Origin of the sequence: Mycobacterium sp. pV006, from assembly GCF_041287115.1 — a bacterium.
In the GTDB taxonomy this organism is placed as follows: Bacteria; Actinomycetota; Actinomycetes; order Mycobacteriales; family Mycobacteriaceae; genus Mycobacterium.
Window position 1 is genome coordinate 68,659 of the sequence record NZ_JBGGKT010000005.1, and the last position, 17,677, is coordinate 86,335.

Consider the following 17,677-nt stretch of genomic DNA (forward strand, 5'->3'; position numbering starts at 1 on the left):
CGTCGCCGTGCTCCGTACAGTCGACTCATGACCGACTGGACCACCGCCGACATTCCCGACCAGAGCGGCCGCACCGCCGTCATCACCGGCGCCAACACCGGTCTGGGCTTCGAGACTGCCAAGGCCCTGGCCGAACGCGGGGCGCACGTGGTCCTCGCGGTGCGCGACGCCGGCAAGGGGGACCGTGCCGCGGCACGCATCGCCGGGGACGTGACCGTCACCGAACTCGACCTGACCTCGCTGGCCTCGATCCGCGCCGCGGCAGAGGCACTGAAGGGCCGCTACGAGCGGATCGATTTGCTGATCAACAACGCGGGCGTGATGACGACGCCGAAGGGCACCACCGCCGACGGCTTCGAGTTGCAGTTCGGCACCAACCACCTGGGCCACTTCGCGCTGACCGGTCTGCTGTTGGACACGCTGCTCGACGTCGACGGTGCGCGCATCGTCACGATCAGCAGCAACGGCCACAAGATGGGTGGGGCGATCCACTTCGACGATCTGCAGTGGGAGCGCAGCTACAGCCGGATGGGTGCCTATTCGCAATCCAAACTGGCCAACCTGATGTTCACCTACGAACTGCAGCGCCGCCTGGCGCCGCGCGGCAAGACCATTGCGGTGGCCGCGCACCCGGGCACGTCCAGCACCGAGCTGGCCCGCAACCTGCCGGCCGTCCTGCAGCCGGCGCTGAACCGGGTGACGCCGCTGCTGGCCCAGAGCGCCGCCGCGGGCGCGCTTCCGACGTTGCGCGCGGCCACCGACCCCGGTGTCCTCGGCGGGCAGTACTACGGGCCCGACGGCATCGGCCAGCAGCGCGGCCACCCCGTCGTCGTGGCGTCGAGCAACCTCTCGTATGACGTGGCGACCCAGCAGCGGCTCTGGACGGTGTCCGAGGAGCTGACGAAGGTGACCTACCCGATCAGCTGACGCGCGCGTGGCGCGCCGTGCGCGCCTGGTCGCGGGAGCTCGAGGCCGATCGGCGCACGTCGCGGTCCTCGGCGCGCTCGGTGCGCTCGGTGCGCTCGGCGCGCGGACTCCGGTCGGCATGCGACCCGCTCTCGCTGCGCCGACGTTGGGGCCCGAGGTCCGGTTCCTCGCCGTCGCCGCGGAGCAGCCGGCCCTCCGACAGATACGGCCGGGTGTCGCCGGGCTCGTCGTGGCGGCGGTAGCCGGCGTCGATGACGGGACGCAGGATCGAGTCGGCGACGTCGACCACCCCGTCGGGGACACCGAGGTCGCGCAGCGGCCGGGTCAGCGGCAGCTGCGGGGTCGGCACGAAGTATCGGGTGACGTTGCCGGAGACGGTGACGTTCTCCGGCGGGATGTCGGCCGGGTCGATCTGCCAGGAGGGCGGCCCGTGGACGTAGAAGAAGCCCAACACGGCATTGGCCATCGCGACCAGGTTCCACGGCCGGTCCGGCGGGTCGGCCCACGGGTCGTACTCACCGACGACGACCGTGGTCGGGTACGGCAGCTCGGGCATGCGTCGCACCCGGTAGTTCAGCAGCGGGACGAAGGCGCCCTCCTTGAAGAGACGCGCCGCGCCCGGCTCGGGTGGGGCGATCAACACGAGCCGGAGGTTCCTCGACGTCGGCGCATCGGCGGCGAATTCCTCGGCCAGCCGGGTGGCGACCATGCTGCCCATCGACTCTCCGACGATCACGACGTCACCCTCGAGATCCCGGACCATCTCGCGCGCCCGCTCCACCCCGTCGCGCAGCGACCGGTCGAACGTGAAGGGGTCCTGGGAGTAGTCGACCACCAGCGGGTGCTCGTCGCCGTGGAAGTGGCGGCCGATCTGCGGATAGGTGGCCGCGATCGCCGGATAGCGCGGGTTGAGCGACTTGAACAGCGACGCCCCGGGGATCACCACGGTGGTCTCGGCGCTGCCTACCGGGGGCAGCACCGCCGTCGCGGCCAACAGCGCCGAGGCGAGCAGCAGCGTGGCCGACCGCCGTGCGCGCCTGAACACCATCTTCTCGTCCCCGTTCGAGAGTGCGTCCCCATCAGCGTGGCACGGCACGGCCGACGATGTGACGTAGTTCACAATCTGAGGTCGCAACGCCTGCCGGGCGGACACGCCGGACCGGACACGCCGCGTTGGATGCATTCGCGGAACCGCCTGCCCTAGACTGCATTTCCGGTTCAGGAAAGGAGTCGTGGGTGCGGGCTGACGCAGCGCCCAGCACCCAGGCGTTGCGGGGCTGGCAGCGACGGGCACTGGTCAAATACCTGACCGCCAAGCCCCGGGACTTCCTCGCCGTGGCCACGCCCGGCGCCGGTAAGACCACCTTCGCGCTGCGCATCGTCTCCGAACTGCTCGCCGAGGGCACCGTCGAGACGATCACGATCGTCGTGCCCACCGAGCACCTGAAGATCCAGTGGGCGCAGGCGGCCGCGCGGCACGGCATCGCCCTGGACCCGAAGTTCTCCAACTCCAACGCCCAGACGTCCTCGGAGTACCACGGCGTCGTCGTCACCTACGCCCAGGTCGCCACCCACCCGTCGCGCCATCGGGTGCGCACCGAGAACCGCAAGACTCTGGTGGTCTTCGACGAGATCCACCACGGCGGCGACGCCAAGAGCTGGGGCGACGCCATCCGCGAGGCATTCGACGACGCGACCCGGCGTCTGGCGCTGACCGGAACACCGTTCCGCAGCGACGACAGCGCGATCCCGTTCGTCACCTACGAGACCGGCCCGGACGGGTTCGCCCGCTCCAGGGCCGACTACACCTACGGCTACAGCGACGCCCTGGCCGACGGGGTGGTCCGGCCGGTGATGTTCATGGCGTACTCGGGTGAGGCCCGGTGGCGCGACAGCGCCGGGGAGGAGCACGCCGCCCGGCTCGGGGAACCGTTGACCGCCGAGCAGACCGCGCGGGCGTGGAAGACGGCGTTGGACCCGAAGGGCGAATGGATGCCCGCGGTGATCGCGGCGGCCGACAAGCGTCTGCAGGGCCTGCGGCAGCACGTGCCCGACGCCGGCGGCATGATCATCGCCTCCGACCAGACCACCGCTCGGGCCTACGCCGAGCTGCTGCTCAAGATCACCGGCGAACCGGCGACGGTGGTGCTCTCCGACGACAAGGGTGCCTCGGACCGCATCTCGGAGTACTCGGCGGGCACGTCGCGGTGGCTGGTGGCGGTGCGCATGGTCTCCGAGGGCGTCGACGTGCCGCGCCTGGCGGTCGGCGTGTACGCCACGAGCGCGTCGACGCCGTTGTTCTTCGCCCAGGCGATCGGCCGGTTCGTCCGGTCGCGCCGTCCCGGGGAGACCGCGAGCATCTTCCTGCCGTCGGTGCCCAACCTGCTGCTGCTGGCCAGCGAGATGGAGGCCCAGCGCAACCACGTGCTCGGCAAGCCGCACCGCGAGACGCTCGAGGACCCGCTCGACGCGGAGTTACGGGAGCAGAAGCGCGACGAGCCCGGCGAGGAGGAGAACAAGATCGAGTACCTCGGCGCCGACGCCGAACTCGATCAGGTGATCTTCGACGGGTCGTCGTTCGGTACGGCCACCCCGGCCGGCAGCGACGAGGAGGCCGACTATCTCGGCATCCCCGGGTTACTCGACGCGGAGTCGATGCGAGATCTGTTGCGCCGCAGGCAAGAAGAGCAGCTCACCAAACGCACCGAAGCAGGCGGTCCCGCGGTTCCGAGGACCACACACGGACAGCTGCGCGAGCTGCGCACCGAACTCAACACGCTGGTGTCGCTGGCCCATCACCGCACCGGACGCCCACACGGCTGGATCCACAACGAGCTGCGGCGGCGCTGCGGCGGACCGCCGGTGGCCGCCGCCACGCGCGAACAACTGCAGGCCCGCATCGAGGCGGTCCGGGTGCTGCAGCGCGAGCTGACGGCCTGACCGGCTGCTGACCGCCTGCTACAGTCGGCTGTCCTTCGGCGCTGGTCAGAGGAAGTCCGGTGCGATTCCGGCGCGGTACCGCCACTGTGTGCGAGACGACATCTCGTGAGCCAGACACTCGCCCTCGCCGATTCCTTTCCACCGGGGCGGAACTCCCCGAGAAGGGGTGGGTCGATGACCGACCGCAGCCGTCACCTCGTCCTCGTCGGGATGGGCGCCGACGCGCACGCCCGCCACACCGAAGCGACCCAACTCGCCGAGAACATCGGGGCACGCCTGGCCTATCTGCAGCTGGCCACCCCGACGCTGTTCGACGTCCTCGACGACATCGCCGCCGCCACACCGGGTTCAGCGGTCCGGCTGCTGCCGCTGCCGGTGGGTGCGGCGCCGGCTCCGGCCCGGTCGTGGTTGCGGCGTATCGCCGGGGACTGGGTGCGCCGAAACAAGGGTCTGCTCACGGTCGAGACCGTCAGCGGCGCGGTCACCGGCTGGGAGTCCGGGCTGACCTCCCCCGCCTGGGAGGACCTCCCCTCGTTCGGACGTCACGTCCTCGTCTGCCGCGGACCGCGGTGCACCGCAAAGGGTTCCGCGGCCACCGCACAGGCCATCGCCGAAGCGCTCAAAGCCCGCAGGCTCGGCGACGACGAGGTGCTGGTCACCCAGACCGGCTGCCTGTACCCGTGCAACCACGCACCCGTGGTCGCCGTCCACCCCGACGACGACTGGTGGGGTCCGGTCGAACCCGACGACGCGCCGGCGCTCGTAGCGTCGTGGACCTCCCGCGCCGCCGGATCCGGCCGCGCGGTGCAGACGCCGCCGCGCACCTGAGACGCAGCCCACCGACCCTGCCGCCCGTCCCGGCCCGTCAGCTGTTAACGTCACCGCAAGCCGTGGTGAACGGGAAGCCGGTGTGACACCGGCGCGGCCCTCGCCACTGTGATCGGGATTGCGACGTTCCTTCCCACCGCGCTGACCCGCGGTGGGGCCACTGAGGCCCACCGGCCTTGGGAAGGCGGAACGCTCGCGGTATGCCCGTCAGCCAGGAGACCGGCCACGGCGACGAAGTACCCCATCCACGAGGATCTGGAGAGGCGGGCTGACAGTGGCCTATGCATTGCCCCGAACCCTGACCGCGGTTGCCGCGGTCGTCACCATTGCCGCGTCGGGTTGTTCGTCCCCGGACCCGCAGGAAGACAGCAGATCCGAGAACGCGGTGACCGTCGAGAACTGCGGCATCGAGGTCAGCGTCGACGGACCGCCCGAACGCGTATACGCCGCGTACCAGCCGGCCACCGAGATCGCGCACGCGCTCGGCATCAGCGACCGGCTCGTCGGCACCGCCTACCTGGACTCACAGGTGCTGCCCGAGTACGCCGAGGCGCAGAGCCAGGTGCCCTATGTGCCGCAACTCCCCAGCCGCGAAGGGCTGTTGGCCGCGCGTCCTGACTTCGTGCTGTCCGGCTACAACAACTTCTTCGCCGAAGGCGACGCCGACGAGAGCGTGGGCACCCGCGCGAGCCTGGCCGAACTCGGTATCCAGTCCTGGATCCTGAGCCCGTTGTGCCCCAGTCAGGACGGTCTGTCCGACGAGGCCATCGACCCGGCCTCGGTGCGCGTCGACACCATCTATCGGGATCTGCGTGATCTCGGCACGATCTTCGGCGTCGAGGATCGCGCCGAGCAGGTCATCACCGACCAGCAGCAACGGATCACCGCCGTCGAGGAAGCCGTCGCCGGGGCCGACCGCCCGAAGGTCGCGATCGTGCTGATCGACGACGACGGCGGATACCGCGTCGCCGGCGGCGTCGACTTCGGCACCCAGATCATCGAACACGCCGGCGGGGTCAACGCGTTCGCCGATCTGCAGCAGCGCCGACACGTCGAGGTCGACATCGAGGAGATCATCCGGCGCGACCCGGACGTGATCCTGACCAGCGTCTGCTGCGACATCTCGTTCACGGCCGAGACCGGCGCCGAGGAGGCCGCCGCGCTCGCGCAGAGCCCGGCGCTGGCCGGCGTGAGCGCAGTGCGGAACAACCAGGTGCACCCGTTCCTGTTCGCCGACCGGGCCGCCGGGGTGCGGGCCGCTCACTCCGTCGAGTTGGTGGCGTCGATCCTGCACCCCGACCGGGTCCGCTGAGCAACCCTCCGACATGCCCGTCGCCCTGACCCGCCCCGCGACAGGTACCGGCCGGCCGGCCGGTAGCGGCCGGCAGCTGCTGCGCAACAGGGGGGTCCGGCTGCTCGGCCTGACCGTCGCGGCGCTGGGTCTGGTTGTCGCAGCGCTGATCTCGCTGCTCGTCGGCAACTACACGATCGGGGTCGGCGACGCCCTGGCCGCGCTGACGGGTCCGGCCGAGACCGACGTGGACCGGATCGTGCAGCACGTCCGCGTGCCCCGTACCGTCACCGGCCTGCTGGCCGGCACGGCTCTGGGCGTGGCTGGGGTCGTGATGCAGGGCATCACCCGAAACCCGTTGGCGGGACCGGGAATTCTGGGCATCAACTCCGGTGCGGCGCTGGCGGTGGTGATCGCGATGACGGTGTTCGGCGTGACGACCGCCGGCGGCTACGTGTGGTTCGCCTTCGCGGGGGCCGCGATCGCCGCGGTGTTCGTGTACTCCCTCGGCTCGCTCGGTCTGGGCGGGGCGACACCGGTGAAGCTGGCGCTGGCCGGGGCGGCGTTCACCGCCCTGGTCGGCGCGGTCACCACCGCCCTCACCCTGCTGGATGCCACCACCCTCAACGATTTCCGCTTCTGGGTGGTGGGTTCCCTGACCCGCGCCGATGCCGCCGCACTGACCGCGGTGGTGCCGTTCATTGCCGCCGGCGCGGTCGCCGCGTTCGCGACCAGCCGCACCCTCAACGTCGTGGCCCTCGGTGAGGACATGGCCCGCAGTCTGGGAACCACCCTGTGGTCGGCGCGGCTGCTGGCCGCGCTGGCGGTGGTGCTGCTGGCCGGCGCCGCCACCGCGATCGCCGGCCCGATCGGTTTCATCGGCTTGGTGGTCCCGCACATCGCGCGGTTGATCACCGGGCCGGACTACCGGTGGATCATGGCGTGGACGGTGGTACTGGCCCCGACGTTGCTTCTGCTCGCCGACGTGCTCGGCCGAATCCTGGTGTCGCCCCAGATACTTCAGGTCGGCATCATCACCGGGCTGGCCGGCGCCCCGTTCTTCCTGTACCTCGTGCGCAACCGGAAGGTCTCGGGTCTGTGAGCGCCGACATGCTGGTGCTCACCGACCGTCGTGCGCGGTTCGCGGTGCGGGTCAGTCGCCGCGGCACCCTGCTGACGGTGCTCGCCTGGACGGCGGCAGTCTCGGTCGCGGCGGCGTCGCTGACGCTCGGCGAGTTCCCGATCAGCATCACCGAGGTGCTCGACGTCCTCGCCGGTGGCGGCACCCTGATCGACCGCGACGTGGTGCTCGGCGACCGGCTGCCGCGCGCCGTCACCGGACTCGGGGTGGGCGCGGCCTTCGCGCTGTCGGGCGCCATCCTGCAACGCATCGCCCGCAACCCGCTGGTGAGTCCCGACGTGATCGGCATCAACTCCGGGGCGGCGCTGGGCGCACTGCTGGTGATCACCGTCGTCGGGGGCAGCGGCGCGGCCGTCGTCGTCAGCGCGCTGGCCGGGGCCCTGCTGGCCTCCGCGGTGATCCTGCTGGTGGCCTACCGGCGCGGGCTGCACGGCTTCCGTCTGGTGCTGGTGGGCATCGGCGTTGCCGCGATGCTGACCTCGGGGATCTCCTACCTGCTGACCCGCGCCGACGTCCACGAGGCGATGAGCGCCGCGGCCTGGCTGACCGGCAGCCTGGCCAATCGCGACGGCATGCACGTCGCGGTGATCGGGACGACGCTGGTGCTCGTCGTGCCGGTGCTGGCGGTGGTGGGCCGCCAGCTGCGGCTGCTCGAACTCGGTGACGAGCTCGCCACCTCCCTGGGCAGTCGCCAGCGCCACCGCATCGCGCTGGTCCTGGTGGCCGTCACCCTCGCCGCGATGGCCACGGCCGCCGCCGGCCCGATCGGATTCGTCGCGCTGGTCGCACCGCAGATCACGCGCCGGCTGCTCGCCGAGCGGCACGTGGGGCTGGCCCCGTCGGCGGCCGTCGGCGCACTCCTGGTCGTCGCCGCCGATCTCGCCGCCCGAGTGCTGTTCGCGCCCGCCGGTATGCCTGTCGGTGTGGTCACCGCCGTGCTCGGCGCCCCCGTACTCCTGTTCCTGCTTGCCCGCGCCAACCGGATCGGAAGTGCCGGATGACCCACGACGTCCCCGTCAGTCTCACCGCCCAGCGGCTCAGCCTCGGCTACTCCGGTCGCGTCATCGTCGAGGAGGCCAGCACCACGCTGCCCGCCGGCGCGATCACCGCGATCATCGGGCCCAACGGCTGCGGCAAGTCCACCCTGCTGCGCGGCCTGGCCCGGCTGCTGGCGCCCCAGCACGGCGTCGTGCATCTCGACGGACGTGACCTGGGCGCCATCCCGAGCCGCGAGCTCGCAACCAAAGTCGGTCTGCTGCCACAGCAACCGGCCGCCCCGGACGGCATCACCGTGGCGGATCTGATCGGCCGCGGCCGCCACCCCCACCAGCGCTGGTTCCGGCAGTGGAGCGCCGCCGACGACGCCGCCGTCGCCGCCGCGATGCAGTCCACCGGTCTGACCGAGCTCGCCGAGACCCCGATCGACGAACTGTCCGGCGGCCAACGTCAGCGCGTCTGGATCGCACTGGCACTCGCGCAGGACCCCGAGGTGATGCTGCTCGACGAGCCCACCACCTACCTGGACCTGGCGCACCAACTCGACGTGCTCGGGCTGCTCGCCGAGATCAACCGCGTGCACCGGCGCACCGTGGTGCTGGTGCTGCACGACCTGAACATGGCGGCCCGCTACGCACACCATCTGATCGCGATGCGCGACGGCCGACTCGTGGCCCAGGGGTCGCCGCACGACATCATCACCGCCGACATGGTCGGTGACGTCTTCGGTGTCGAAGCCACCGTCATCACCGACCCGATCACCCACACCCCGCTGGTGCTGCCGCACCCACGCGTCGCGGCTACAGCCCCAGCAGTTCCGGAAGATCGGCCACCGAGTCGATGACATGGTTGGGTTGCATCGCGAATTCGTCTGCAGCCCAACGGTCCAGCGTGTCCTGACGGAACTTGCCGGTGCGCACCAGCACCCCGGTCATGCCGACCACCTGCGCGGCCAGCACGTCGTTGTTGAGGTCGTCGCCGACCATGTACATCTCCTCGGGGTCCACCCCGAGCCGGCCGGCCGCGGCCAGGAAACCCGCAGGGGCGGGCTTGCCCACCGCCGTCGCCTTGCGACCGCAGGTCTCCTCCATGCCGATCAGGTACATGCCGGTGTCGATGCGCAGCCCGTCGGCGGTGTTCCACGCGGTACTGCGGTGCATCGCGACCACCGGAACCCCTTGTGCCATCCAGTCGTACACCCACGACAGGGTCAGGTGGCCGAACTCCGGGCCCGCCCCGCCGAGCAGCACCACGTCCGGGGTCGGGGGTGCGTGCGGCCCGCTGAACTCCTCGGAGGACACGAGGTCGATGCCCGGCATGTCTTCGGCGATCTGTCCGCTGTTGACCAGGAAGCAGCGCGCACCGGGATACCGGGTGCGGACGAATTCGGCGGTGAGCACCGCGGCGGTGATCACCTCGTCGGGGGCCACCGCCATGCCGGCCTCGGTCAGCAGGTCGGCGATCTGCACCCGCGTACGCGTGGTGGTGTTGGTCAGATAAGCACACGCGATCTGCTGCCGCGCCAAGCTCTGCAACGTCTCGGCCGCGCCGGGAATCGGCTTCCAGGAGGTGACCAGCACGCCGTCGATGTCGAAAAGCACTCCACCGATCGCCATGAATCGACAGTAAACCGCCGTCGTTCGGACGCAACTCGGCCCGGTCAGTCGCGCGCCCAGGCGCTGGCGCCGACCCACGGCGTCACCCCGGCGGCGATGTCCCACGCCAACTCGGCCGGCACGTCGACGACCTCGTAGTGCTTGACCCCGGCCGCGGTGGCGGCCACCAGGGTGGCGACCCCGGCGCGGCGCTGCGGCCAACTCTGCCGCACGGTCCAGGCCACCACGCCCGCGCCGTCCAGGCAGTCCCGGCGCCGGTCCAGGCTGCCCGCGCGCGCCGCCAGCCACCCATCACCGACCCGGTGGCCCAACGCTCGGGAGCGGTCCACCGCCAGCCCGACGCCGACCACGGTCAAGACACCGACGACGACCCAGACCCATCCCGGCAGCGAACCGACGACGGCGCCGACCCCGGCGGTGACCGCCGCGAGCACCGGCAGCACCAGGGCCCGCACCCAGCGCCGCCGTACCGCGGCCGGGCCGTGCGGGCGCAACGGCCCGTCGACCATGTCCGGCTGGTCGATCAACGCGCGCAACACCGACGCCGCGGTTCCCCGCGGGCACGGCGGTAGCAGTTGGGAGGCCTCCCCGACCCCGGACACCCCGGTCATCACGGCGTCCAGGCGCGCACCTCCGAACAGCCGCACCAGCAACGGTTCTCGCAGGGTGCCGCCGCGCAGGCGGCGCATGTCGAAGGTGTGTTCACGCACCCGCACCAAGCCGTGGGACAGGTGCAGCAGTTCGGCGTCACGGCGCAGCATCAGGTTGCCGTAGGTCAGCAGCGACTGGGTCACCGACAACGCCGCCGAGGCCAACACCAACGCCGCGACCGCGCCGGCGACCACGGCCGCCACGCCGACCGACTCGACGACATCGGCCCCCGCCTGAGTCCACGGCGAATCCTCCAGCGCGCCGAGCACTCCGGTCTGGCTGATCACCCCCGCGGCTGCGGCGATGGTCACCATTCCCCCGAAGGTCAACGCGCTGTAGCGCAGCCACGACGGTTGCCACCGCGCGAGCACCTGGCCCGGCGTCTGGACCGCGGGACCCAACGATTCGGCGAGCAGGGTCGCGCGCAGCCGCGGCACCTGCTCGGCGGCCATCGCGTCGAGCGCGAACGCAGACTCGGCGCTGGCCTGCTGCCCGGTGCTCACCGTGACCACCGTCAGTCCCAGCAACCGGTGCAGCAACCGCGAATCCGTCGATACCGATCGAATCCTGTTGCGCGGCAGGGAAACCACCTTGCGCTGCAACACCCCGGAGCGCAACTGCACATCGTCGGGCCCGATCCGGTAGGTGGTGGTGAACCAGCGCGCCACGCCGTAGGCCACGATCAGCACCACGCCGAGCATCGCCCACACCGGATTTCCGGTGGCCGAACCGAGCACGAAAGAGCCGACCAGCACCGGCATCTGACGCAGGATCTCGTGCACCGGATGCACGAGCAGCATGCGCGGGTCGAGTCGCTGCCAGTCGCTCATGTCGCGTCCTCGACCCCCAGCGCGGCGATGTCGGTCAGCCGTGCGACCAACCAGTCGGCGACGTGGGCGTCCAACGCGACGATGCGCACCGCACCCGCCGACGACGCCGTCGTCACCGTCACGTTGGCCAACCCGAACAGCTGGTCCAGTGGGCCCCGGTAGGTGTCGACGGTCTGCACCCGCGAGATCGGCGCGATCCGGCGTTCCTGCACCAGCCACCCCGACCGGGTGTAGACCGCGGTCGCGTCGACATCCCAGCGGTGCACCCGGTAGCGCCACAGCGGCGCGATGACCACGTTGACCACGATGCCGACCACGGTCAACGCCGCCACCAGCAGGTGCAACCACACCCACCGCCCGTCGACCGCGAACCACACCATCTGGCCCACCACCGCCATCGACCACGGGATCAGCGACCCGATCGCCCACACCAGCGGGGCTTTCTGGCTCGGCGGATGCGCGGGGTCGACCAGGTCCATATGACGAGCATGCCTGGCCACCATCAGTAAGTTGAACCCCATGAGCCGCAAATGGACCGCCGACGACGTCCCCGACCAATCCGGCCGGGTGGCCATCGTCACCGGCGCGAACACCGGGATCGGATACGAGGCCGCCGAGGTGCTGGCCGCCAAGGGCGCCCACGTGGTGGTCGCGGTGCGTGATCTGGCCAAGGGCCGTGACGCCGTCGCCCGCATCACCCGCGCCACCCCCGGCGCGCAGGTCAGCCTCCAGGAACTCGACCTGTCGTCGCTGGACAGCGTGCGGCAGGCTGCCGCCGCGCTGGCCGCCGCCCATCCGCGCATCGATCTGCTGATCAACAACGCCGGCGTGATGTACCCGCCCAAGCAGGTCACCCGCGACGGGTTCGAGTTGCAGTTCGGCACCAACCATCTGGGCCACTTCGCGCTGACCGGGCTGCTCCTGGAGAACCTGTTGCCGGTCGAGGGCTCCCGCGTCGTGACCGTCGCCAGCATGGCGCACCGCAACATGGCCGACATCCACTTCGACGACCTGCAATGGGAGCGCCGCTACAACCGCGTCGCCGCCTACGGGCAGTCCAAGCTGGCCAACCTGATGTTCACCTACGAACTGCAGCGCCGTCTGGCCGCCAAGAACGCGAAGACCATCGCGACCGCGGCCCACCCCGGCCTGTCGAACACCGAACTGATGCGCCACATCCCGCTGATGAAGCTGCCCGGGGTGCCCAAATTCGCGGGTCTGGTCACCAACAGCCCCGCGGTCGGGGCGCTGCCGACGCTGCGCGCGGCGACCGATCCCGCGGTCCAGGGCGGGCAGTACTACGGTCCGTCCGGGTTCCAGGAGATGGTCGGCCACCCCGTGCTGGTCGACTCCAACAAGAAGTCCCACGACGTCGCGGTGCAACAGCGGCTGTGGGCGGTCTCCGAAGAGCTCACCGGCGTCACCTACGGCATCTGATGCGTTCGGTCGACGAGCACCGGCAGGTGGTAGCCGGGCTGATCACCGGACGCGTTCCGGTCACGGTGGCGCCGACCGAGGCGCTCGGACTGGTGCTGGCCCGTGACGTGGTGGCCGGCGTCTCGCTGCCGGCGTTCGACAACTCCGCGATGGACGGCTACGCGGTGTTCGTCGAGGACGTGGCCGCCGCCGGCCCCGACCAGCCGGTGCGTCTGCCGGTCGCCGAGGACATCCCGGCCGGGCGCACCGACATCCCGACGATCACACCGGGCACCGCCCACCGGATCATGACCGGGGCGCCGCTGCCGACCGGCGCCACCGCGGTGGTCCCCGTCGAGGCCACCGACGCCGCGACCGACGTCGTCAGCATCCGGGCGACCGCCCGTCCCGGCCAACACATCCGGCGCGCCGGTGAAGACGTCACCGCGGGCACCACGGTGCTGCGCGCCGGCCAGGTGCTCACCCCCGCCGCGCTCGGCCTGGTGGCCGCACTGGGACTGACCGAGGTGGAGGTGATCCCCCGACAACGGGTGCTGGTGGTCTCCACCGGCACCGAGCTGGTCCCCGCGGGCACCGCGCTGCAGCCCGGCCAGATCTATGAGTCCAACGGCGTCATGCTCGCCGCCGCGGTCCGCGACGCGGGCGCCGAGGTGGTGGCCTCCCCGATGACCGGAGACGACGTCGAGGCGTTCCGGGCGGCGATCCGTTCGGCCGGGGACGCCGACGTCATCCTGACCACGGGCGGGGTCAGCGCCGGCGCCTACGAGGTGGTCAAGGACGCATGGTCGGATCAGGTCGAGTTCGTGAAGGTCGCGATGCAGCCGGGCATGCCGCAGGGTGCCGGCGTGGTCGACGGCACCGCGGTGATCACGCTGCCCGGCAACCCGGTCAGCGCGCTGGTGTCCTTCGAGGTGTTCGTCCGGCCGGCGCTGCGCGCGGCGATGGGCCTGGCCGACACCGAGCGGCCGCGCCGCACCGCGACGCTGCGCGAGGACCTCACCTCCCCCGGCGGCAAACGCCAGTTCCGTCGTGGCGTACTCGACGGCGACTCCGTGACCAGCTACGGCCCGCCGGCCTCACACCATCTGCGGTGGCTGGCGTCGGCCAACTGTCTGCTCGAACTCGACGAGAACACCACCGAAGTCGCCGCCGGTTCCCAGGTCCAGGTATGGGACCTGCGCTGAGTTCCCATCGGTAGTATCGCGGGCACCATGGCCCGACGCCCCGACCTCCCCTCAGGCCCAGCGCGGCTCGCTGCCCTGGTTCGCTCCTCGGTCCCCCCGATGCACCCGGAAGGGCTGCCGTTCGTCGGCGCCGCCCTGGCGGTCGCGCTGGCCGGCCGACGGTCCCCGTGGATCCGGCGCGCCGGGCTGACCGCCGCGGCCGCCAACGCCGCGTTCTTCCGGCATCCGCCACGCACACCGCCGACCCGCCCGGGTGTGGTCGTCGCGCCGGCCGACGGGCTGATCTGTGTGGTCGACGAACACAGTCCACCCGCCGAGCTCGGACTGGATCCTTCCCCGGTTCCGCGGATCAGCATCTTCCTGTCCATCCTCGACGCCCACGTGCAGCGGGCGCCCGTCGGTGGCGAGGTCGTCTCGGTGGTGCACCGCCCCGGCCTGTTCGGGTCGGCGGACCTCGAAGCCGCCAGCGAGGACAACGAACGCAACAGCGTGGTGCTGCACACCCCCGACGGCGCCACGGTGGTCGCCGTGCAGATCGCCGGGCTGGTGGCGCGGCGCATCGTGTGTGACGTGCACGCCGGGGACAAGCTGGGCATCGGCGACACCTACGGTCTGATCCGCTTCGGCTCCCGCCTGGACACCTACCTGCCCGCCGGGTCGAAAGTGCTCGTCACCAACGGCCAGCGCACGCTGGCCGGTGAGACGGTGCTGGCCGAACTGCCATGATCAAGCCGCGCAAACCGCGCCTACGGGCACCCGTGGTCAGCGCGCGCATCCTGCCCAGCGCCATGACCGTGGTGGCGATCTGCCTGGGTCTGTCGGCGGTCAAGTTCGCGCTGGACAACCGGCCCACCGAGGCGATGGCGTTCCTGGCCGCCGCGGCGATCCTCGACGCACTCGACGGTCGCACTGCGCGCGCGCTCAACGCGACATCGCGGATGGGTGAGGAGATCGACTCACTGGCCGACGCGGTGAACTTCGGTGTGGCACCGGCTTTCATCGTCTACGGCACATTGCTGTCGACCTCGCAGATCGGCTGGATCGTGGTGCTGCTGTACGCGGTGTGCATCGTGCTGCGGCTCGCGCGGTTCAACGCGATGCTCGATGTCGACCAACCCTCCTACGCCTCGAAGTTCTTCGTCGGCATGCCCGCCCCGGCCGGGGCCATCGGGGCTATCGGGCCGCTGGCGGCCAAGATGCAGTTCGGTGAGGGTTGGTGGACCTCCGAGCCGGCCGTGGTGATCTGGATGATCGGCGTCTCGCTGCTCGTGGTCTCGACGCTGCCGATGCGCAAGATCCACACGTTCTCGATCCCGCCGAACATGGTCGCGCCGCTGCTGGCCCTGGTCGCGATCGGCGTCGCGGCCGCGATCCTCTACGGCTACCTGGTGATCCTGGTGATCATCGTGGCCTACGTCATCCACATCCCGTTCGCGATCCGGACCCGGCGCTTCCTGGCCGCCCACCCCGAGGTGTGGGGCGACAAGCCGCGTCAGCAACGCGCCGCCCGGCGCGCGATCCGGCGCGCGCAGCCGCACCGGCGATCGATGGCGCGGCTGGGGCTGCGCCGCCCGCCGAGGCAGTGACGTGTCGTCGCTCGACGAGTCCTCGGCCCGCCGCGGGACCCCGCCGCACCTGACGCTGACCGCACGCCTGAACACCTCGGCGCTCGACGCCCGTCGCGGGGTGGTCCGCCTGCACCCCGAGGCGATCGCCGCACTGGGCATCCGGGAGTGGGACGCGGTGTCGCTGACCGGATCACGCACCACGGCCGCGGTGGTTGGCATCGCCCCCGCCGGCACGCCGACCGGCACCGCGCTGCTCGACGACGTGACCCTGTCCAATGCCGGACTGCGCGAGGACACCGCGGTATTGGTGGCCCCGGTGACGGTGTACGGCGCGCGCGAGGTGACGCTGCGCGGGTCGCGGCTGGCCACGCAGTCGCTGTCGCCGGCGACGCTGCGACAGGCGCTGCTGGGCAAGGTGATGACGGTCGGCGACACCGTCTCGCTGCTGCCCCGCGACCTCGGACCGGGCACCTCGACCTCGGCGGCCAGCGCCGCACTCGCCGCGGCGGTCGGCATCACCTGGACCTCCGAGCTGCTGACCGTGACCGGGGTCGATCCCACGGGACCTGTGAGCGTACAACCGAATTCTTCTGTCTGCTGGGCGGATTCGAATTCGACACCGTCGGCCCCCGCGGCGGACACCGGTACGCCGGTGGCCGCGGCCGCGGCCCCGCCGACGATCGGCTTCGACGACCTGAAGGGTTCCCACGCCCAGGCAGGCCGACTCAAGGACTGGCTCAAGCTGGCGCTCGACCAGCCCGAGCTTCTCGAGAAGCTGGGTGCCACAGCGCAATTGGGTGTCCTGGTGTCCGGGCCCGCCGGTGTCGGCAAGGCGACGATGGTGCGCACGGTGTGCGCCGACCGCCGATTGATCGAACTCGACGGTCCCGAGGTCGGGTCGCTGCGCGCCGAAGACCGCCTGACCCGGGTGACGGCGGCGGTCGCCGCGGTGCGCGACGGTGGTGGCGTGCTGCTGGTCAGCGACATCGACGCCCTGCTACCCACGCCCGCCGACCCGGTGGCAACGCTGATCCTGGCCGAGTTCCGCACCGCGGTGTCGACTCCAGGGGTGGCGTTCGTGGCCACCACGGCCCGGCCCGACATCGTCGACCCCCGCCTGCGCGCCCCCGAACTGTGCGACCGGGAGCTCGGGCTCACCCTGCCCGACGGCGCGGTCCGCGGCCAGCTGCTGGAATCCCTGCTGCGCGACGTTCCCGCCGAGGATCTGGACCTGACCGAGATAGCCGATCGCACACCGGGTTTCGTGGTCGCCGATCTGGCCGCGCTGGTCCGCGAGGCAGCGTTGCGGGCAGCCGCGCGCGCCAGCGAGAACGGTGAGGACCCGGCGCTGCGGCAGGTGGACCTGACCGGCGCGCTGAGCGTCATCCGCCCGTTGTCGCGGTCGGCCACCGAGGAGGTCTCGGTCGGGTCGGTGACCCTCGACGACGTCGGCGACATGGCGGCCACCAAACAGGCGCTGACCGAGGCCGTGCTGTGGCCGCTGCAGCACCCGGAGACGTTCGAACGTCTCGGCGTGCAGCCGCCACGCGGGGTGTTGCTCTACGGCCCGCCGGGTTGCGGCAAGACGTTCGTGGTGCGCGCACTGGCCAGCTCGGGCCGGCTGTCCGTGCACGCGGTCAAAGGCGCCGAGCTGATGGACAAGTGGGTCGGCTCGTCGGAGAAGGCGGTGCGCGAGCTGTTCCAGCGGGCGCGCGACTCGGCGCCGTCGATGGTGTTCCTCGACGAGATCGATGCGCTGGCGCCGCGGCGCGGGCAGAGCTTCGACTCCGGGGTGACCGACCGGGTGGTGGCGGCGATGCTCACCGAGCTCGACGGCATCGAACCCCTGCGAGATGTCGTGGTGGTCGGCGCGACCAACCGGCCCGACCTGATCGACCCGGCGCTGCTGCGGCCCGGCCGGCTGGAGAAGCTGGTGTTCGTCGAGCCGCCGGACGCCGAGGCGCGCACGCAGATCCTGCGCACCGCCGGCAAGGCGGTGCCGCTGACCGCCGAGGGGCCCGAGGCCGTCGACCTGGAGGCGCTGGCCGCCGACCTCGAGGGCTACAGCGCCGCCGACTGCGTGGCGCTGCTGCGCGAGGCGGCCCTGACCGCGATGCGCCGCTCGATCGATGCCGCCGACGTGACCGCCGCCGATGTGGCACAGGCCCGCCAGACCGTCCGGCCATCCCTGGACCCGGCGCAGGTGGCAGCCCTGCGGGCGTTCGCCGACAACCGCTGAACCCACCATCTTGACAGTGCCTAGTTTCG

General features: G+C 71.3%; 16 protein-coding genes and 2 riboswitches. Of the genes, 12 read left to right on the forward strand and 4 right to left on the reverse strand.

Features of this window, described 5'->3' with window-relative positions:
* Positions 1-27 precede the first annotated feature (27 nt).
* The gene (locus tag ACAG25_RS09800) at positions 28-927 is read left to right on the forward strand and encodes an SDR family NAD(P)-dependent oxidoreductase (RefSeq protein WP_370488175.1); all 900 of its coding nucleotides are present in this window, start codon (positions 28-30) and stop codon (positions 925-927) included.
* Here the strand turns inward: ACAG25_RS09800 and ACAG25_RS09805 are convergent.
* Positions 920-1,975 (reverse strand): alpha/beta fold hydrolase, encoded by a 1,056-nt coding sequence (locus ACAG25_RS09805; RefSeq protein ID WP_370488176.1) that lies wholly within the window; start codon positions 1,973-1,975, stop codon positions 920-922. The genes ACAG25_RS09800 and ACAG25_RS09805 overlap by 8 nt on opposite strands.
* A 188-nt stretch (positions 1,976-2,163) precedes the next feature.
* On the opposite strand from ACAG25_RS09805, the gene ACAG25_RS09810 reads away from it, so the two are divergent.
* The 6 genes from ACAG25_RS09810 (at position 2,164) to ACAG25_RS09835 (ending at position 8,967) form a co-directional block, all read left to right on the forward strand.
* Positions 2,164-3,867 carry a DEAD/DEAH box helicase gene (locus tag ACAG25_RS09810; RefSeq protein WP_370488177.1) on the forward strand — a complete coding sequence of 568 codons (1,704 nt, stop codon included), beginning with the start codon at positions 2,164-2,166 and terminating at the stop codon, positions 3,865-3,867.
* An 8-nt stretch (positions 3,868-3,875) separates the two neighbouring features.
* Positions 3,876-4,008, forward strand: a riboswitch (cobalamin riboswitch).
* Positions 4,009-4,041: 33 nt separating this feature from the next.
* Complete coding sequence (locus tag ACAG25_RS09815) at positions 4,042-4,695, forward strand: ferredoxin (protein ID WP_370488178.1); 654 nt, start codon at positions 4,042-4,044, stop codon at positions 4,693-4,695.
* A gap of 46 nt (positions 4,696-4,741) precedes the next feature.
* A riboswitch (cobalamin riboswitch) is annotated at positions 4,742-4,938 on the forward strand.
* Positions 4,939-4,969: 31 nt separating this feature from the next.
* A complete protein-coding gene (locus ACAG25_RS09820) occupies positions 4,970-6,007 on the forward strand; it encodes an ABC transporter substrate-binding protein (protein ID WP_370488179.1) in 1,038 nt (345 codons plus the stop codon).
* 13 nt (positions 6,008-6,020) lie between these two features.
* The gene (locus ACAG25_RS09825; protein WP_370488180.1) at positions 6,021-7,088 is read left to right on the forward strand and encodes a FecCD family ABC transporter permease; all 1,068 of its coding nucleotides are present in this window, start codon (positions 6,021-6,023) and stop codon (positions 7,086-7,088) included.
* A complete protein-coding gene (locus tag ACAG25_RS09830; protein ID WP_370488181.1) occupies positions 7,085-8,128 on the forward strand; it encodes a FecCD family ABC transporter permease in 1,044 nt (347 codons plus the stop codon). Before ACAG25_RS09825 ends, ACAG25_RS09830 begins: the two co-directional genes overlap by 4 nt.
* Positions 8,125-8,967 (forward strand): ABC transporter ATP-binding protein, encoded by an 843-nt coding sequence (locus ACAG25_RS09835; RefSeq protein ID WP_370488182.1) that lies wholly within the window; start codon positions 8,125-8,127, stop codon positions 8,965-8,967. The genes ACAG25_RS09830 and ACAG25_RS09835 overlap by 4 nt, the downstream gene beginning before the upstream one ends.
* On the opposite strand, the gene ACAG25_RS09840 is transcribed toward ACAG25_RS09835, so the two are convergent.
* The 3 genes from ACAG25_RS09840 to ACAG25_RS09850 are packed head-to-tail and all read right to left on the reverse strand — an operon-like array spanning position 8,924 to position 11,699.
* Entirely contained in the window at positions 8,924-9,739 is an 816-nt protein-coding gene (locus ACAG25_RS09840) for an HAD-IIA family hydrolase (protein WP_370488183.1), read from the reverse strand. The genes ACAG25_RS09835 and ACAG25_RS09840 overlap by 44 nt on opposite strands.
* 44 nt (positions 9,740-9,783) lie before the next feature.
* Positions 9,784-11,220: a PH domain-containing protein gene (locus ACAG25_RS09845; RefSeq protein WP_370488184.1), complete on the reverse strand. Its 1,437-nt coding sequence runs from the start codon at positions 11,218-11,220 to the stop codon at positions 9,784-9,786.
* Positions 11,217-11,699 carry a PH domain-containing protein gene (locus ACAG25_RS09850; RefSeq protein ID WP_370488185.1) on the reverse strand — a complete coding sequence of 161 codons (483 nt, stop codon included), beginning with the start codon at positions 11,697-11,699 and terminating at the stop codon, positions 11,217-11,219. The genes ACAG25_RS09845 and ACAG25_RS09850 overlap by 4 nt, the downstream gene beginning before the upstream one ends.
* Before the next feature lie 40 nt (positions 11,700-11,739).
* Between ACAG25_RS09850 and ACAG25_RS09855 the strand changes: the two genes are divergently transcribed.
* From ACAG25_RS09855 to ACAG25_RS09875, 5 genes are read left to right on the forward strand one after another with little or no spacing between them, the layout of a single operon-like run.
* Positions 11,740-12,657 (forward strand): SDR family NAD(P)-dependent oxidoreductase, encoded by a 918-nt coding sequence (locus tag ACAG25_RS09855; protein ID WP_370488186.1) that lies wholly within the window; start codon positions 11,740-11,742, stop codon positions 12,655-12,657.
* Entirely contained in the window at positions 12,657-13,841 is a 1,185-nt protein-coding gene (glp, locus tag ACAG25_RS09860) for a gephyrin-like molybdotransferase Glp (RefSeq protein WP_370488187.1), read from the forward strand. The genes ACAG25_RS09855 and glp overlap by 1 nt, the downstream gene beginning before the upstream one ends.
* A 27-nt stretch (positions 13,842-13,868) precedes the next feature.
* Positions 13,869-14,567 carry a phosphatidylserine decarboxylase gene (locus ACAG25_RS09865; protein WP_370488188.1) on the forward strand — a complete coding sequence of 233 codons (699 nt, stop codon included), beginning with the start codon at positions 13,869-13,871 and terminating at the stop codon, positions 14,565-14,567.
* Entirely contained in the window at positions 14,564-15,427 is an 864-nt protein-coding gene (gene pssA / locus ACAG25_RS09870) for a CDP-diacylglycerol--serine O-phosphatidyltransferase (protein ID WP_370488189.1), read from the forward strand. Before ACAG25_RS09865 ends, pssA begins: the two co-directional genes overlap by 4 nt.
* A 49-nt stretch (positions 15,428-15,476) precedes the next feature.
* Positions 15,477-17,648: an AAA family ATPase gene (locus tag ACAG25_RS09875; protein ID WP_370488399.1), complete on the forward strand. Its 2,172-nt coding sequence runs from the start codon at positions 15,477-15,479 to the stop codon at positions 17,646-17,648.
* Positions 17,649-17,677 lie beyond the last annotated feature (29 nt).

Excerpts from the sequence above, each read along its gene's own strand:
- ACAG25_RS09800 (WP_370488175.1), top strand. The coding sequence starts at position 28 with ATGACCGACTGGACCACCGCCGACATTCCCGACCAGAGCGGCCGCACC.
- ACAG25_RS09805 (WP_370488176.1), bottom strand. The coding sequence starts at position 1,975 with ATGGTGTTCAGGCGCGCACGGCGGTCGGCCACGCTGCTGCTCGCCTCG.
- ACAG25_RS09815 (WP_370488178.1), top strand. The coding sequence starts at position 4,042 with ATGACCGACCGCAGCCGTCACCTCGTCCTCGTCGGGATGGGCGCCGAC.
- ACAG25_RS09825 (WP_370488180.1), top strand. The coding sequence starts at position 6,021 with ATGCCCGTCGCCCTGACCCGCCCCGCGACAGGTACCGGCCGGCCGGCC.
- ACAG25_RS09835 (WP_370488182.1), top strand. The coding sequence starts at position 8,125 with ATGACCCACGACGTCCCCGTCAGTCTCACCGCCCAGCGGCTCAGCCTC.
- ACAG25_RS09840 (WP_370488183.1), bottom strand. The coding sequence starts at position 9,739 with ATGGCGATCGGTGGAGTGCTTTTCGACATCGACGGCGTGCTGGTCACC.
- ACAG25_RS09845 (WP_370488184.1), bottom strand. The coding sequence starts at position 11,220 with ATGAGCGACTGGCAGCGACTCGACCCGCGCATGCTGCTCGTGCATCCG.
- ACAG25_RS09850 (WP_370488185.1), bottom strand. The coding sequence starts at position 11,699 with ATGGACCTGGTCGACCCCGCGCATCCGCCGAGCCAGAAAGCCCCGCTG.
- ACAG25_RS09855 (WP_370488186.1), top strand. The coding sequence starts at position 11,740 with ATGAGCCGCAAATGGACCGCCGACGACGTCCCCGACCAATCCGGCCGG.
- glp (WP_370488187.1), top strand. The coding sequence starts at position 12,657 with ATGCGTTCGGTCGACGAGCACCGGCAGGTGGTAGCCGGGCTGATCACC.
- ACAG25_RS09865 (WP_370488188.1), top strand. The coding sequence starts at position 13,869 with ATGGCCCGACGCCCCGACCTCCCCTCAGGCCCAGCGCGGCTCGCTGCC.
- pssA (WP_370488189.1), top strand. The coding sequence starts at position 14,564 with ATGATCAAGCCGCGCAAACCGCGCCTACGGGCACCCGTGGTCAGCGCG.